The 14,464-nt window shown below is 77.2% G+C and carries 10 protein-coding genes; 6 read left to right on the top strand and 4 right to left on the bottom strand.

Annotated features, from left to right (window positions below; translation table 11 throughout):
- Positions 1 to 24 precede the first annotated feature (24 nt).
- Entirely contained in the window at positions 25 to 969 is a 945-nt protein-coding gene (locus NPS70_RS19050; protein ID WP_256525568.1) for an alpha/beta fold hydrolase, read from the bottom strand.
- 508 nt (positions 970 to 1,477) lie between these two features.
- Here NPS70_RS19050 and NPS70_RS19055 point away from each other — a divergent pair.
- Entirely contained in the window at positions 1,478 to 1,885 is a 408-nt protein-coding gene (locus NPS70_RS19055; protein WP_256525507.1) for a cobalamin B12-binding domain-containing protein, read from the top strand.
- Positions 1,886 to 2,262: 377 nt separating this feature from the next.
- Here NPS70_RS19055 and NPS70_RS19060 read toward each other — a convergent pair whose 3' ends face one another.
- Together NPS70_RS19060 and NPS70_RS19065 are read right to left on the bottom strand one after the other, a co-directional pair.
- Positions 2,263 to 3,954 carry a DUF5691 domain-containing protein gene (locus NPS70_RS19060; protein WP_256525508.1) on the bottom strand — a complete coding sequence of 564 codons (1,692 nt, stop codon included), beginning with the start codon at positions 3,952 to 3,954 and terminating at the stop codon, positions 2,263 to 2,265.
- Positions 3,955 to 4,017: 63 nt separating this feature from the next.
- Entirely contained in the window at positions 4,018 to 5,400 is a 1,383-nt protein-coding gene (locus NPS70_RS19065; RefSeq protein WP_256525509.1) for an SWIM zinc finger family protein, read from the bottom strand.
- A gap of 262 nt (positions 5,401 to 5,662) precedes the next feature.
- Between NPS70_RS19065 and NPS70_RS19070 the strand changes: the two genes are divergently transcribed.
- From NPS70_RS19070 to sucD, 5 genes are all read left to right on the top strand, one after another.
- On the top strand, positions 5,663 to 6,793 hold the full coding sequence (locus tag NPS70_RS19070; RefSeq protein WP_256525510.1) for an AAA family ATPase: 1,131 nt from the start codon (positions 5,663 to 5,665) through the stop codon (positions 6,791 to 6,793).
- Entirely contained in the window at positions 6,751 to 9,102 is a 2,352-nt protein-coding gene (locus NPS70_RS19075) for a DUF5682 family protein (RefSeq protein WP_256525511.1), read from the top strand. The genes NPS70_RS19070 and NPS70_RS19075 overlap by 43 nt, the downstream gene beginning before the upstream one ends.
- Positions 9,099 to 10,271 carry a VWA domain-containing protein gene (locus tag NPS70_RS19080; RefSeq protein ID WP_256525512.1) on the top strand — a complete coding sequence of 391 codons (1,173 nt, stop codon included), beginning with the start codon at positions 9,099 to 9,101 and terminating at the stop codon, positions 10,269 to 10,271. The genes NPS70_RS19075 and NPS70_RS19080 overlap by 4 nt, the downstream gene beginning before the upstream one ends.
- Positions 10,272 to 10,604: 333 nt before the next feature.
- Positions 10,605 to 11,786: an ADP-forming succinate--CoA ligase subunit beta gene (sucC, locus tag NPS70_RS19085; RefSeq protein WP_256525513.1), complete on the top strand. Its 1,182-nt coding sequence runs from the start codon at positions 10,605 to 10,607 to the stop codon at positions 11,784 to 11,786.
- 21 nt (positions 11,787 to 11,807) lie between these two features.
- Entirely contained in the window at positions 11,808 to 12,692 is an 885-nt protein-coding gene (sucD, locus tag NPS70_RS19090; RefSeq protein ID WP_256525514.1) for a succinate--CoA ligase subunit alpha, read from the top strand.
- A gap of 125 nt (positions 12,693 to 12,817) precedes the next feature.
- Here sucD and NPS70_RS19095 read toward each other — a convergent pair whose 3' ends face one another.
- Entirely contained in the window at positions 12,818 to 14,299 is a 1,482-nt protein-coding gene (locus NPS70_RS19095) for a helix-turn-helix domain-containing protein (protein ID WP_256525515.1), read from the bottom strand.
- Positions 14,300 to 14,464 lie beyond the last annotated feature (165 nt).

Genomic DNA, 14,464 nt, shown 5'->3' on the forward strand with positions numbered 1-14,464 from the left:
AGGGCGCGCCGGGCCTGGGGCGGGTCAGGCGACCGACGCCGTCCCGCCGCGTCCGGCCGCGCCGCAGGCCCCCTGTTCCCCGGTGGGCGCCAGCGCCTCGCGGACGCGCGAGGTCACGGCCGGATGCACGGGCAGTGCGAGATGGCCGATCCCCCGCACCGGCACGTCCTCCACCAGCAGGTCGGGGTGGACGATGCGGGCCGTCTCCACCGGGGACATGATCCGGTCCAGATCGCTCCAGAAGCAGACGAACCGCGTGCGGCAGCCCGGTGCGGGCCGGGTCAGCTCCTCGATGACCTCCGACCCCGGACGCATCTGCCGCACGACCGGATGGACCCCGGCGAGCGGTACCACCGAGGTACCCGCATGCGGCGTGCCCAGGGTGACCAGGGTGCGCACACGCCGGTCGCCTCCGAGGCGCTGCACGTAGTAGCGGGCGATCAGCCCGCCGAGGCTGTGGCCGACGACGTCCAGCCGGGGATGCCCGGTCCGGGCGCAGATCTCCTCGACGCGGCGGCCCAGCAGCTCGGCCGCCGCCCGGATGTCGCGGGTCAGCGGGGAGAAGTTGAGGCAGCGCACCTCCCGCTGCCCGTCCTGGGCCAGTGCCCGCCGCAGCAGGACGAAGACCGAGCGGTTGTCCGCGAAGCCGTGCAGCAGCAGGGCGGGAGCGGTGCCGCCGGCCGCCAGCGGCGGAAGGGTGTGCAGGGCCCCGGCCTCCGGGCCGCTGCCGGGCGGCTGCGCCGGTCCGCCCGCCGCCGGGTGCGCGGTGCCGTCCCCGTCCGCGCCGGGGCCCGGCACGCCCGCGCCGGGGCCCCGCCCGGGGCGGGGCCGCTCGGGTGCCAGGCCGGAGGGGTACAGCGCGACGTGTCCGGCCAGCACGAGCAGCTCCAGGGTGGTGGCGCGCAGCAGGTCGGCCGGGAGACGGAACCGGCCCAGCCCGCGCAGGCACCGTGCCGCCCCGGCGGCGATCTCCCGTGCCAGGTCGGGCGGGGCGGCCGGGAGTGAGCGGACGAGGGGGCGCAGTGGAGGCGGGAGCAGGGGAAGGGGCCGCGGAAGCGGTTGCGAGGGGGATGACGGAGCCGACACGGCGACCTCCCGACCGGCGCGGCGGGGGCGGCTCTGCCCCGTGCGCCCTGAGTGGGGGCGCACGGCGCGTCGGTGGTCCGGAGCTGCCGGCCGCCGTGCCGTGCGGCTCGCGGCGCGGTGGCTCGGCAGGCTCCGGACCTGCGGCGGCTCCCCTTGCGACCGTGCCGCGGGTCCACACATGTGGGGGGTGTGCGGTGCCCGGTACCGGCACGGAGCTCGGTGAAATATGTCCCAGGTGTGATTTCCCCCTCCCGGCGCACCGCGAAACGGCGGCTTGCGGGATGCTGGACACCGGAAGATAACGTTCGTTCACTTCCGCGTCCGCCTGCCGCGCCCGTCCCGGGGCGCGGAACCCGTGCCGGAGGCGGCGCAACGGTATGTGGAGGCTGAGATGGGTGTGACGGGTCCGATCCGTGTCGTGGTGGCCAAGCCGGGGCTCGACGGCCATGACCGCGGCGCCAAGGTGATCGCCAGGGCGCTGCGCGACGCCGGGATGGAGGTCATCTACACGGGGCTGCACCAGACACCCGAGCAGATCGTCGACACGGCGATCCAGGAGGACGCCGACGCGATCGGCCTCTCCATCCTCTCGGGTGCCCACAACACGCTCTTCGCGAAGGTCATCGAGCTGCTGAAGGAGCGCGACGCGGAGGACATCAAGGTCTTCGGCGGCGGCATCATCCCGGAGGAGGACATCCCGCCCCTGAAGCAGAAGGGCGTGGCGGAGATCTTCACCCCGGGGGCGACCACCTCGGCGATCGTCGACTGGGTCAACGCCAACGTGCGCGCGGCCGCGTAGCCGTCGTCCGGGGCGGCGGCCGGGACGGAGCCGCGGGGCACGCGACGGCCGTCACCGCCGCTCCGGGCCGCCCGGGCCTCTTGGACGGGCGCTGCCGCGAAACCGGTGCCTCCCTCCGGCGGGCGCGGGCCGCGTGCGCCGGAGGGAGGCACGGGCCGAACCTGCCGGGCCCCCGTGCGCCCCGCCGTCCGGCCCCGACCGGCCGCCCCGTGCCCGTGCTCCCGCCCGCCCCGTCCGGGCCGCCGCACTCCTCTCCTTCCCGCACCCGGCACCGGTGCCTCCCCGCCGCCCCTCCCGGGCGGACCCGCCCGCCGCACCCGTGCCGCGGCCGCGCACCGGCGGCGGCACGGGTGCGGCCGCACCGGCGGCGCCGGACCTCAGGCCCCCCGCCCGTCCGGGGCGCCGGCGCCCCGCTCCTCCAGCGCGGCGACCGCACCGGGGCCGGGACCGCCGCCCTCCGCCCCGGAGAGCTCCTCGTGCATGGCGGCCCGCAGGCGGAGGGTCGAGACCAGCCGCCGGAAGGCCTCCGACCAGTAGCCACCCGCCCCCGGGGAGGCGTCCTCACCCTCGTCCGGCACCGCCGTGAGCGCCTGAAGCTGCCGGGCCGCGGCCGGGTCGAGGCACCGCTCGGCGAGCCCCATCACCCCGCTGAAGCTCCACGGGTAGCTCCCGGCGTCCCGTGCGATGTCCAGGGCGTCCACGACCGCCCGGCCCAACGGCTCCGCCCACGGCACCTCGCAGGCACCCAGCAGCTGGAACGCCTCCGAGAGCCCGTGCGCGGCGATGAACGACCCCGTCCAGCGCGCCCGCTCCCCAGCGGGCAGGACCGCCAGCAAGGCCGCCCGCTCCGCCTGCGAGGTCGTTCCCGGGCCGGTGGACGGCGGCGACGCCGGCTCTCCCAGCAGCGCCCGCGCCCACGGCGCGTCGCGCTGCCGGACAGCCGCCCGGCACCAGGCGGCGTGCAGCTCCTCGGCCCAGCCGTCGCGCACGGGCAGGGCCACGATCTCCCGCGCGCTGCGCCCTCCGAGGCGCGGCGTCCAGACCGCCAGCGGCGCGCACTCCACCAACTGGCCAAACCACCAGGCGCGTTCCCCCCGGCCCGAGGGGGCGTGGGGAACCACGCCGTCCGCCTGCATGGCGGCGTCGCACTCGTGCGGCGCCTCGACCAGGACGGCCTCCCCGCAGCCGGTGCGGTCCATGGCCACGCAGGGCACGGCGCGGGCCGCCATCCGTGCCGCGAAGGCCGACTCCGGGAGCGCGGAGAGGAGTTCGGCCGCCGTCGCGCGCACCGTGCGGCTCCGGTCGCGGAGCGCCCGCTCCAGGAAGGGCTCGTCGGCGGCCGAGAGGCCCGCGCGCAGGGAGTCCGTGAACATCAGCCGGTCCTCCGCGCGCTCGGTCGCCCAGGTGGACTCCAGCAGGGCGCGCGCCGCCCCGGGGTCGTGCCGCCGCAGCGAGACCAGCAGGGCGGCGCGCTCGGCGAACAGCCCCTCGTCCCACAGCCGGCGCACCGCCTCCGGGGCCTCGGCCCCCGGAAGGAGGAAGGCGGGCGAGCCCGCCCGCAGGGCGTACCGCCATGCGGGGTTGAGCCGGGCGAGCCACAGCCCGCGCGGACCGGCGAGGACCAGCACCTGCGCCCGCAGGTCGGTACGGGCGCGCCCGGCCTCCAGCAGTGCGGGCAGCAGGGGGGCAGGGGCCCGGTAGCCCCGGGCGTTGGCCGCGGACAGCCACTGCGGCAGCAGCTCCGTCAGGTCCGGTGCGGTACCCCGGCGGCCCCCCGGTCCGGAGGGCGCCGAGCGGTCCGCGAGGAGCCGGGCCAGCCTCTCCCGCGCCGCCACGGGCAGCGGGGGCCGGGAGTCCTCGGGGGCGGGCGCGGGGCGCTCCCCGGCGGCCGCACCCGGCCGGAGCCCCGCCCTGCGGCGCACGGTCCGGAGCGCTGCGGCGTCGAGCAGGGCGAGCGGCGCCCGCGGACCGGGCGCCACCAGCTCCGGCGGCGGCGGGCGGCGTGCCGTGCCGAGCAGCGCGGAGACCACGAGCTGCTCCCAGGGTGAGGCCGGGGCGGTCCGGCGCATGGCGTCCTCCATCGGGCGTACCGGGTGCGGGCAACCGGCCCGGGGCGGGCCGGACGTGCGGGATCAGGTGAGGGTCACCACCTCCGCGGACCGGTCCGTCCAGGCCGCGAGCGGGACGAACCCCCGGTGCCCGAGTTCGCCGAAGACGGTCACCGCCCGGCCCCCCGCCAGTGCGACGAGCCGCCACAGCCCGGGGCCCGCGGCGGCCGCCGGGGTGATCGGCAGGGCGTCCGCGCCCTCCCCGTCGGCCAGCTGCCAGCCGTCGCCGACCGGCAGCGGGACGACGGGGCCGAGGATCACGGGCCGCGACTCCGCCCAGGGATCGTCCACCAGCGCCCTGCCGTAGGCCGCGGCCGCCCCGGCGCAGGACGTACCGCCGGGCGGCGGCCGGCCGGCGGCCGTGGGCGGGCCGTGCGGCTCCGTCAACTCGCCCCGCAGCCCACCCGATCCGCCGTGCGGGGTCACCTCGGCCCGCAGCACCCGGCCGACCGGGAGCGACAGACCGGGGCTGCGCCCCGCCGCCCCGAACGACAGGAGCAGCACGGCGCGTCCCGACTCCCGGCCGTGCAGCCAGATGCGCCGGGTGGTCAGGCCGCCCGCGGAGGCGTCCTGCTGAGAGAGGACCAGCCAGGAGTCCGCCACCGGGGTTCCGTCAGCTGCGGACGGCAGACCGACGCGGGTGCGGACCGTGGCCGCCAGCGGCCCGGGCAGCCGGTCCCGGCCGAGCCAGGCCCGGTTCAGCAGGTGCAGCAGGGCGCACTCCTCCAGCAGCCGTACCGGCCAGTCCGGGCCCGAGCCCGGCAGGTCCCCCAACTCCCTTACGCGTGCCGCCAGTCCGGGGGCCTGGGCGTCGACCATCCGCGCGGCCGCCTCCTCCCGGAGCACGCCCCCGGAGCGCTCCGCCGAGGCCAGCCCCTCGTGCAGCAGGTCGGCGAGCCGCTGCTCCAGTTCGCTCGCCCCCGCCGTGATGCGCGCCGCGCGCCGCTCGGCCCTTCTGCGGGCCTCCCGCTCGGCCGTCCGCCCGGAGCCGCCGGCCGGTGCGCCCGCCGGGCAAGCGCCCCCGGCCCGGCCGTCGTCCAGCGCGCCGAGTCCCTCCCCGAGCCGCTCGGCGACCCAGCCCGGGGCGGTCGACCGGGGAAGGGCCGACGGCCCTGCGGACCCCAGCAGCAGCAGTCCTCGCACGTGCCCGCACGGCGGTTCCGCAGCCGCGCAGGCGCACCACGCCGCCTCGGCGGCGGTGTCGACGACGACCCGCACGCCGGGTGCGCCCCCCTGCCCGCAGAGCCCCCACAGCACCCCGGCCGCGTCGCGGCCCGCCCCGGACCAGGCGTTCGGGTCGGCGGGTCCGAAGGCCTGGTCCGAGGCGGCGTCAGGGGCCGTCCGGTGCCCCCGTCCGGGAGTCCGGCGCACCTCCTGTCCGGGGGCTTCCCCGTTGGGTCGCAGCATGCCCCCGACGCTAGGGCCCCCCACTGACAACGCCCCCGGCCCTGCCGCGTCCGCCCCGGACGGCCCGCTTCCGAGCGGCGGTCGGCGCGCCCGCACGAGAGCCGAGGCCGGCGGCCGCCCCCTGCGGCACGCCGCTCCCGCCCTCCCCCGGAGAGGCCGCCCGCGGCCCCCGGAACCGGCCGCCCCGGGCGGCGGAGCCGATTGTCAGTGGCGTGGTGCACCGTGGAACGCGCAACGGGTCGAACGATCTGGAGGGGGATCCATGACCGTGCCCGCCACCGCGCCGGACACCCCGGCGGCCGCCGAGCCGGCCCCGGGCGGAGTGCTGCGCCCGCACGCGGAGGAGGCCTTCGCCGCCGAACTCGCCGCGCTCGCCGCCCGGGACGACCGCCGCCGCCCGCCCAACTGGCGGCTGTCGCCCTGGGCCGTCGCCACCTACCTGCTCGGCGGCACCCTCCCCGACGGCACGGTGATCACGCCCAAGTACGTGGGCCCGCGGCGTGTGGTCGAGGTCGCCGTCGCCACGCTCGCCACCGACCGGGCCCTGCTGCTGCTCGGTGTGCCGGGCACGGCGAAGACCTGGGTCTCCGAGCACCTGGCGGCGGCGGTCAGCGGCGACTCGACGCTGCTGGTGCAGGGCACGGCCGGCACCCCGGAGGAGTCCGTCCGCTACGGCTGGGACTACGCGCGGCTCCTCGCCCGGGGGCCGAGCCGTCAGGCCCTGGTGCCCAGCCCGGTGATGCGGGCCATGGCCGAGGGCATGACCGCCCGCGTGGAGGAGCTCACCCGCATCCCCGCCGACGTCCAGGACGGCCTGATCACCCTGCTGTCCGAGAAGACGCTGCCGATCCCGGAGCTCGGCCAGGAGGTCCAGGCGGTCCCCGGCTTCAACCTGATCGCCACGGCCAACGACCGGGACCGCGGCGTCAACGACCTCTCCAGCGCCCTGCGCAGGCGCTTCAACACCGTGGTCCTGCCGCTGCCCGCGACGCCGGAGGAGGAGGTCGACATCGTGGCCCGGCGGGTCGGCCAGATCGGGCGCTCGCTCGACCTGCCCTCCTCCGGGGGGCTGGAGGAGATCCGCCGGGTGGTCACCGTCTTCCGCGAGCTGCGCGAGGGCGTGTCCGCCGACGGCCGCACCCGGCTCAAGTCCCCCTCCGGCACGCTGTCGACGGCGGAGGCGATCTCCGTGGTCACCGGCGGTCTGGCGCTCGCCGCCCACTTCGGGGACGGAGTGCTCCGCCCCCGGGACCTGGCCGCCGGGCTCCGCGGCGCGGTCGTCCGCGACCAGGCGGCCGACCGTGCGGCGTGGCAGGAGTACCTGGAGACCGTGGTGCGCGAGCGGGAGGGGTGGAAGGACCTCTACCGCGCCTGCCGCGAGGCGGACGGGTGACCGGCCCCCTGCTCCTCGGCGTCCGGCACCACGGGCCGGGCTCCGCCCGCGCCGTGCGGGCCGCGCTGGATGCAGCCGACCCGCCCGCGGTGCTGGTCGAGGGGCCGCCCGAGGGCGACGCCCTGCTGCCGTTGGCAGCGGCCGAGGGGATGAGGCCCCCCGTCGCGCTGCTGGTCCACGCGGCGAACGACCCGGGCCGCTCGGCGTTCTGGCCGTTCGCCGCCTTCAGCCCCGAGTGGGTGGCGATCCGCTGGGCACTCGCCCGCGGCGTGCCGGTCCGCTTCGTCGACCTGCCCGCCGCCCATCTGCTGGCGGCGGACGAGGCCGCGGGGGCGGAGGTCGGCGGCGGGGGTGCGCACGGGCGGGAGGCGGCGCGGATCGACCCGCTGCGCGCCCTGGCGCACGCCGCGGGCCACGACGACCCCGAACGCTGGTGGGAGGACGTCGTCGAGCACCGCGGCGCTGCCGGGGACCCGCTCGCGCCGTTCGCCGCCCTCGGGGAGGCGATGTCGGCCCTGCGGGAGGCGCACGGAGACGGCGGCCGTCCCCGGGACGCGCTCCGCGAGGCCCATATGCGCCTCTCGCTGCGCGCCGCCCGCAGGGAGTTCGGGGACGCGGTGGCCGTCGTCTGCGGGGCCTGGCACGTCCCCGCCCTCGCCCGCACGGTCCCCGTCGGCGCGGACCGCGCCCTGCTGAAGGGCCTGCCCAGGGTCCGCACGGAGGCCGGCTGGGTGCCGTGGACGCACCGCAGGCTCGCCCGCTCCTCCGGCTACGGCGCCGGGGTGACCTCGCCCGGCTGGTACGGCCACCTCTTCACGGCGCCGGACCGGCCGGTCGAGCGGTGGATGACCCGGGTCGCCGGGCTCCTGAGGGAGGAGGGACGGACCGTGTCCCCCGCGGAGGTCATCGAGGCGGTCCGGCTCGCCGACGCCCTGGCCGCCGTCCGCGGCCGTCCGCTGGCGGGGCTGGGCGAGACCACGGACGCCGTCCGCGCCGTCATGTGCGACGGCTCCGACCTCCCCCTGCGGCTCGTGGCGGACCGGCTGGTGGTCGGCGACGTCCTCGGCGAGGTCCCCGAGGACGCCCCGGCCGTCCCGCTCCAGCGCGACCTGACCCGGCTCCAGCGCCGCCTCCGGCTCCGCCCCGAGGCGGCCGGGCGGACTCTGGAGCTCGACCTCCGCCGCGACAACGACGCCGCACGCAGCCGCCTGCTGCACCGGCTGCGCCTGCTCGGCGTCGACTGGGGCGAACCGGCGGCCGGACGCGCCGGAACCGGCACCTTCCGCGAGACCTGGAGCGTGCGCTGGCGGCCCGAGCTGTCGGTGAAGGTCGCCGAGGCGGGTGTCTGGGGCACCACCGTGGAAGAGGCGGCCTCGGCCCGGGCGGTGGCATCGGCCCGGGCGGCGGCCTCCCTCCACCAGGTCGCCGGGCTCGTGGAGCAGTGCCTGCTCGGGGGTCTCGCCGACGCCCTCCCGGTGGTCGTGTCCGCCCTCGCCGACCGCGCCGCACTCGACAGCGACGTCGGGCGGCTCGCCGACGCCCTCCCGGCGCTCGCCCGCTCCCTGCGCTACGGGGACGTGCGGGCCACCGACACCGCCGCGCTCGCCCGCGCGGCGACGGGGCTCGCCGAGCGCGTCTGCGTCGGCCTGCCCCCCGCCTGCACCGGGCTGGGCGCCGAGGCCGCGGCCGCGATGCGCGCCCGGATCGACGCCGTGCACACCGCGGTCGGGCTGCTGCCCGGCGAGGGCGGGACGACCGGGCGCTGGTGGACCGTGCTGCGCGGACTCGCGGCGCGGGACACCGTCCCCGGGGAGATCCGCGGGCGGGCCTTCCGGCTCCTGCTGGACGGCGGGCACCTCGCCGAGGGCGAGGCCGCCCGGGCCATGGCGCTCGCCCTCTCCCGGGCCGCACCGCCCGCGGAGGCGGCCGGCTGGATCGAGGGCTTCGCGGGCGGGGCGTCCGGCGGCGGGCTCCTGCTGCTCCACGACGAACGCCTGCTCGCCCTCGTCGACGGCTGGCTGGCGAGCGTGCCGCCGGACGCCTTCACGGCCGTGCTGCCGCTGCTGCGCCGCACCTTCGCCGCCTACGAGGCGGGCGTGCGGCGCTCCCTGGGGGAGCTGGTGGGCCGCGGGCCCGCGGCCGTCGGCCGCACCCCCGGCGCCCTCCCGCCGGACGGCTTCGGCGCGTCCACCGACGCGGACCGTGCCGACGCGGTCCTGCCCGTGCTGCACCTGCTGCTCGGGACCGACCGCACCGCCGCCGGCCCCGCCGGCGCCGGGCACCACGAGCACGCGGAGGCGACCGGATGAGCACGCCGGGCAGCGGGACGGGACAGGACGGGGAGCGGCTGCGGCGCTGGCGGCTCGTCCTCGGCGGTGAGGCGGAGGACGGCACCGGCCACCGCCCCACCGGGCCCGACGCGGCCGCGGACGGCGCGCTCGCCGCGCTCTACGGGGTGCCCCCCGGGCACGACGGACGCGGACCGGCACGCTCGGCCGGACTGGGCGCCTCGGCGCCGTCCGTCGCCCGCTGGCTCGGCGACATCCGCACCTACTTCCCGAGCCCCGTCGTCCGGGTGATGCAGCGCGACGCGATCGAGCGGCTCGGTCTCGCCCGGCTCCTGGCCGAACCCGGGGTGCTGGAGGCCGTCGAGGCGGACGTCCACCTCGTGGGCGCACTGCTCTCCCTGCGCCAGGCGATGCCCGAGCAGACCCGCGAGACGGCGCGCGCGGTGGTGCGCGCCGTCGTCCGGGACCTGGAGAGCAGGCTCGCCACCCGCACCCGCTCGGTGCTCTCGGGCGCGCTGGACCGCTCGGCCAGGACGCGCCGCCCGCGCCACCGCGACATCGACTGGGACCGCACCGTCCGGGCGAACCTGCGCACCTACCTCCCGGAGCAGCGCACGGTCGTGCCCGAACGGCTCGTCGGCTACGGGCGGGCGTCGAAGGGGCCGCGGAAGGAGGTCGTCCTGTGCGTCGACCAGTCGGGGTCCATGGCCGCCTCGGTGGTCTACGCCTCCGTCTTCGGGGCCGTCCTCGCCTCGTTGCCCTCGGTCCGGGCCCGGCTGGTCGCCTTCGACACCTCGGTGGCCGACCTGACGGACCATCTGGGCGACCCGGTGGACGTGCTGTTCGGCACCCGGCTCGGCGGCGGCACGGACATCGACCGCGCACTCGCCTACTGCCAGGGCCTCGTCACCCGCCCGGCGGACACCGTGGTGGTCCTCGTCAGCGACCTCCACGAGGGCGGCATACCCGGCGGGATGCTGGGCCGGGTCGCGGCGATGCGCGCCGACGGCGTGCAGGTCGTGGCCCTCCTCGCGCTCTCGGACGACGGCACCCCGGCGTACGACCGGGAGCACGCCGCGGCGCTGGCCGAGCTGGGGGTGCCGGCCTTCGCCTGCACCCCGGACCACTTCCCCGAGGTGATGGCGGCCGCCATCGAGAAGCGGCCGCTGCCCGTCCCGTCAGGGGGCTGAGCGGCCGGGCCCGCGCCCGGCCCGGGGCCGTGCGCGCGCCGGTCCGGAGCGGGGGGCGGCGGCCCGCCTCCGGCGGACCCGGGCGGGTGCGCGGGCGGTGTGCGCGCGGGCCGGCGGCGCCCGGGAGCGGGCGCCGGGCTGTGACCGTAATCACCGCCCGGGTGTGATCTGCGATTTAGGGCAGCGCCTGCTGCGGGGATAACCTGCCAGGCGGACATGCCGCGCCCACGGACACCGTGTGTGCCTCCCTTGTGACAGCGCTCGTCACGTTGCCCTTCGCGGCACGCCCACGCAGACAACGAACCGCGATCTTCAGAAAAGGGACGGACGCGCGTGGACCTGTTCGAGTACCAGGCGAGGGACCTCTTCGCCAAGCACGGTGTACCGGTGCTGGCCGGTGAAGTCATCGACACGCCTGAGGCGGCGCGCGAGGCGACGGAGCGGCTGGGCGGCAAGTCGGTCGTCAAGGCGCAGGTCAAGGTCGGCGGCCGCGGCAAGGCCGGCGGCGTGAAGCTGGCCGCCACCCCGGACGAGGCCGTCGCCCGCGCGACCGACATCCTGGGCATGGACATCAAGGGCCACACGGTCCACAAGGTGATGATCGCGGAGACCGCTCCGGAGATCGTCGAGGAGTACTACGTCTCCTACCTGCTCGACCGCACCAACCGCACCTTCCTCGCCATGGCCTCCGTGGCCGGCGGCATGGACATCGAGGAGGTCGCCGCGACGACCCCCGAGAAGCTCGCGAAGGTCCCGGTCGACGCCAACGAGGGCGTCTCGATCGAGAAGGCGCGCGAGATCGTCGCCCAGGCGCAGTTCCCCGCCGAGGTCGCCGAGAAGGTCGCCGAGGTCATGGTGACCCTCTGGAAGACCTTCGTCGCCGAGGACGCGCTGCTCGTCGAGGTCAACCCGCTCGCCAAGGTCGCCGGCGGCGAGGTCATCGCCCTCGACGGCAAGGTCTCCCTGGACGCCAACGCCGACTTCCGCCAGCCGGAGCACGAGGCGCTGGAGGACAAGGACGCAGCCAACCCGCTCGAGGCTGCGGCCAAGGCCAAGAACCTCAACTACGTCAAGCTGGACGGCGAGGTCGGCATCATCGGCAACGGCGCGGGTCTGGTGATGTCGACCCTCGACGTCGTCGCCTACGCCGGTGAGGACCACGGCGGCGTGAAGCCCGCCAACTTCCTCGACATCGGCGGCGGCGCCTCCGCCCAGGTGATGGCCGACGGCCTGGAGATCATCCTCGGCGACTCGGACGTCAAGTCCGTCTTCGTCAACGTCTTCGGCGGCATCACCGCCTGCGACGAGGTCGCCAACGGCATCGTCCAGGCCCTCGCGCTCCTCGCCGAGAAGGGCGAGGAGGTCAGCAAGCCGCTGGTCGTCCGCCTGGACGGCAACAACGCGGAGCTGGGTCGCAGGATCCTCTCCGACGCCAACCACCCGCTGGTGCAGCGCGTGGACACCATGGACGGCGCGGCCGACAAGGCCGCCGAGCTCGCCGCTGCGGCCAAGTAAGGGAAGAGGGACTGTAGAACCATGGCTATCTTCCTGACCAAGGACAGCAAGGTCATCGTCCAGGGCATGACCGGCGCCACCGGCATGAAGCACACCAAGCTGATGCTGGGCGACGGCACCAACATCGTCGGCGGTGTGAACCCCCGCAAGGCCGGCACCTCCGTCGACTTCGACGGCACCGAGGTACCGGTCTTCGGCTCCGTCGCCGAGGCGATGGAGAAGACGGGCGCCGACGTCTCCGTCCTGTTCGTGCCGCCGGCCTTCGCCAAGGCCGCCGTCGTCGAGGCCATCGACGCGGAGATCCCCCTCGCGGTCGTCATCACCGAGGGCATCGCCGTCCACGACTCCGCCGCCTTCTGGGCCTACGCGAAGTCCAAGGGCAGCAAGACCCGCATCGTCGGACCCAACTGCCCCGGTCTCATCACGCCGGGCCAGTCCAACGCCGGCATCATCCCGGGCGACATCACCAAGCCCGGGCGCATCGGCCTGGTGTCGAAGTCCGGCACGCTGACCTACCAGATGATGTACGAGCTGCGCGACATCGGCTTCTCCTCGGCGGTCGGCATCGGTGGCGACCCGGTCATCGGCACCACGCACATCGACGCGCTCGCCGCCTTCGAGGCCGACCCGGACACCGACCTGATCGTCATGATCGGCGAGATCGGCGGCGACGCCGAGGAGCGTGCGGCCGACTTCATCAAGGCCAACGTGACCAAGCCGGTCGTCGGCTACGTCGCGGGCTTCACCGCCCCCGAGGGCAAGACCATGGGCCACGCCGGCGCCATCGTCTCCGGCTCCTCCGGCACCGCCCAGGCCAAGAAGGAGGCCCTGGAGGCCGCGGGCGTCAAGGTCGGCAAGACGCCGACCGAGACGGCCAAGCTGGCCCGCGCCATCCTGGCGGGCTGAGTCCGCGCCGCGGCGCGAAGCCGCGGCACCCGTGAGGGCCCGCACCCGGAGCACCGGGTGCGGGCCCTCGCGCCTGTCACGAGGCCGGGGCCCCGTCCCGGGGCCCGCCGCACGTCCGGGTGCCGTCAGCCCAGTCCGGGGGTGAGCCGTGCCGGGCCCGCCGCGGGGTCGGCCCGGAGGCGGTCGCGCAGCTTCTTCTCCTTCGCGCTCAGCTTCTGCGGCCCCGGGTGGGGGGCCGGGACGCCCTCGACCTGGCGGCTCGGGGGGACCGGCGGTTCGTACTGCCGGGGCGAGGTCAGCAGGGCCACCCCGGTGGTCGCCACGATCAGGGCCGTCGCCACGACGACCACCCGGGTCCAGCGCTCCGCCCGCCGCTCGCAACCGGTGCGCACGGCGGGCCCCGGGGCGGGCAGCGGTGCCGGGACGCCGTCGGCCAGGACGCGCAGCGCCTCCTGGAGCCGGACCGTGTCGGCGAGGTGGGGCAGCCGTTCGGCCACCGCCTGGCGGGCGTGGAGGACCCGGTTGCCCGCCGCGGGGGTGCTGGCCTCGGTCTCGGCCGCGGTATCGGGCAGGTCGAGCCCCAGGCCGTCGTAGAGCAGCAGGGTGCGCCGGTACACGGGAGGGAGGGTGTGCAGGGCCTCCAGCAGCTCCCGGTGGCCGGGGTCCGCCGGGGGCTCGTCCGGGTGCCGGTGCGCGGGGCGCAGGCGCTGCCACGGGGACAGGGCGTAGTCGTGGGCGGCGGCGCGCACCCAGCCGGTGGGGTCGCGGTCGACGGCCACCTCGGGCCAGCGGTGCCAGGCCAGCTGGAAGGCCTGCTCCACGGCGGCATGGGCCAGCCCGCGGCGTGCCGTGAGGACGTGCGTCTGGCGGACCAGGGCGTCCGCGGCCCGCGCGTACAACTGGTCGAACGCCTCCTCCGGGCTGGCGGCGACCGGGGACACCTCCCGGGCCGCCCGATCCTCGTCGCTGTCGCTGTCGCCGTCGCCGGGATCGGCGCGGTCGCCCCGCTCGGGGGCAGCGGCCGGGGCGCGGGGGGTGCGGCCCTGCGCCGCGTCGCCGTCGCCACCGCCCCCGGGTGCGTACGGGTCCTTCCCCTCGCCCTCCGGGACGCGTGCGCCGTCCCCGGTGTCCGCCTCCGGCGCCCTCCCGGCGGTCCCCGCTGCCGTGTCGCCGTCCGTGCCCCCGGCGCCGGGCTCCGCCCCGGCGCCGGCCCGGTCCCCGCCGCCGTCCCCCTGCCGCGCGGAAGGCCCCGGTGCCGGCCCGGCCGCCTCCGTCCCTTGGTCGTGCGGCGGCTCCCCGGCCGCCTCCGTCCCCGCCGTCACGGAGGCCGCCGCGCTCCGGGCGGCCGCCCGGGCCGTGCCCGCCCCGGCGGGGTGCGCGGTCGGCGCCTCCTCCGCGAAGGAGGCCAGGGCCTTGGCGTAGGCCGCCCTCTTGCGTCCCCGCGGGGTGGTGCGCCCCGTCTCCCAGGACCGGATGGTGGCCTTGGTGACGCCCATCTCGGCGGCCAGCTGGGCCTCGGTCAGCGACTTCGCCTCGCGCAGCCTCCGCCGCTCCTTGGGAGGCGGCAGGGAGGACCCGGATGCGGAGTGAGCGGTGCTCTGTGTCATACGAGGGCTCCATCGGGGCGGGGCGGCGGACGAGGGACGGGGCGGATCAGGGGCGGTGGAGGCGTGGGCCGAACGGCGATCACCGATCAGAAAATTGCATAAAAGTATCTTGTGCGACACTTCCGGCATTGCGGTGTTACGCGGAGGAAGCGCGTGTCGTTGGCA

This window comes from Streptomyces sp. C10-9-1 (genome assembly GCF_024497955.1).
Lineage (GTDB): Bacteria > Actinomycetota > Actinomycetes > Streptomycetales > Streptomycetaceae > Streptomyces > Streptomyces sanyensis.

Coding starts and splice junctions, on each gene's coding strand:
- NPS70_RS19055 (WP_256525507.1), top strand. CDS start 1,478: ATGGGTGTGACGGGTCCGATCCGTGTCGTGGTGGCCAAGCCGGGGCTC.
- NPS70_RS19060 (WP_256525508.1), bottom strand. CDS start 3,954: ATGCGCCGGACCGCCCCGGCCTCACCCTGGGAGCAGCTCGTGGTCTCC.
- NPS70_RS19065 (WP_256525509.1), bottom strand. CDS start 5,400: ATGCTGCGACCCAACGGGGAAGCCCCCGGACAGGAGGTGCGCCGGACT.
- NPS70_RS19070 (WP_256525510.1), top strand. CDS start 5,663: ATGACCGTGCCCGCCACCGCGCCGGACACCCCGGCGGCCGCCGAGCCG.
- NPS70_RS19080 (WP_256525512.1), top strand. CDS start 9,099: ATGAGCACGCCGGGCAGCGGGACGGGACAGGACGGGGAGCGGCTGCGG.
- sucD (WP_256525514.1), top strand. CDS start 11,808: ATGGCTATCTTCCTGACCAAGGACAGCAAGGTCATCGTCCAGGGCATG.
- NPS70_RS19095 (WP_256525515.1), bottom strand. CDS start 14,299: ATGACACAGAGCACCGCTCACTCCGCATCCGGGTCCTCCCTGCCGCCT.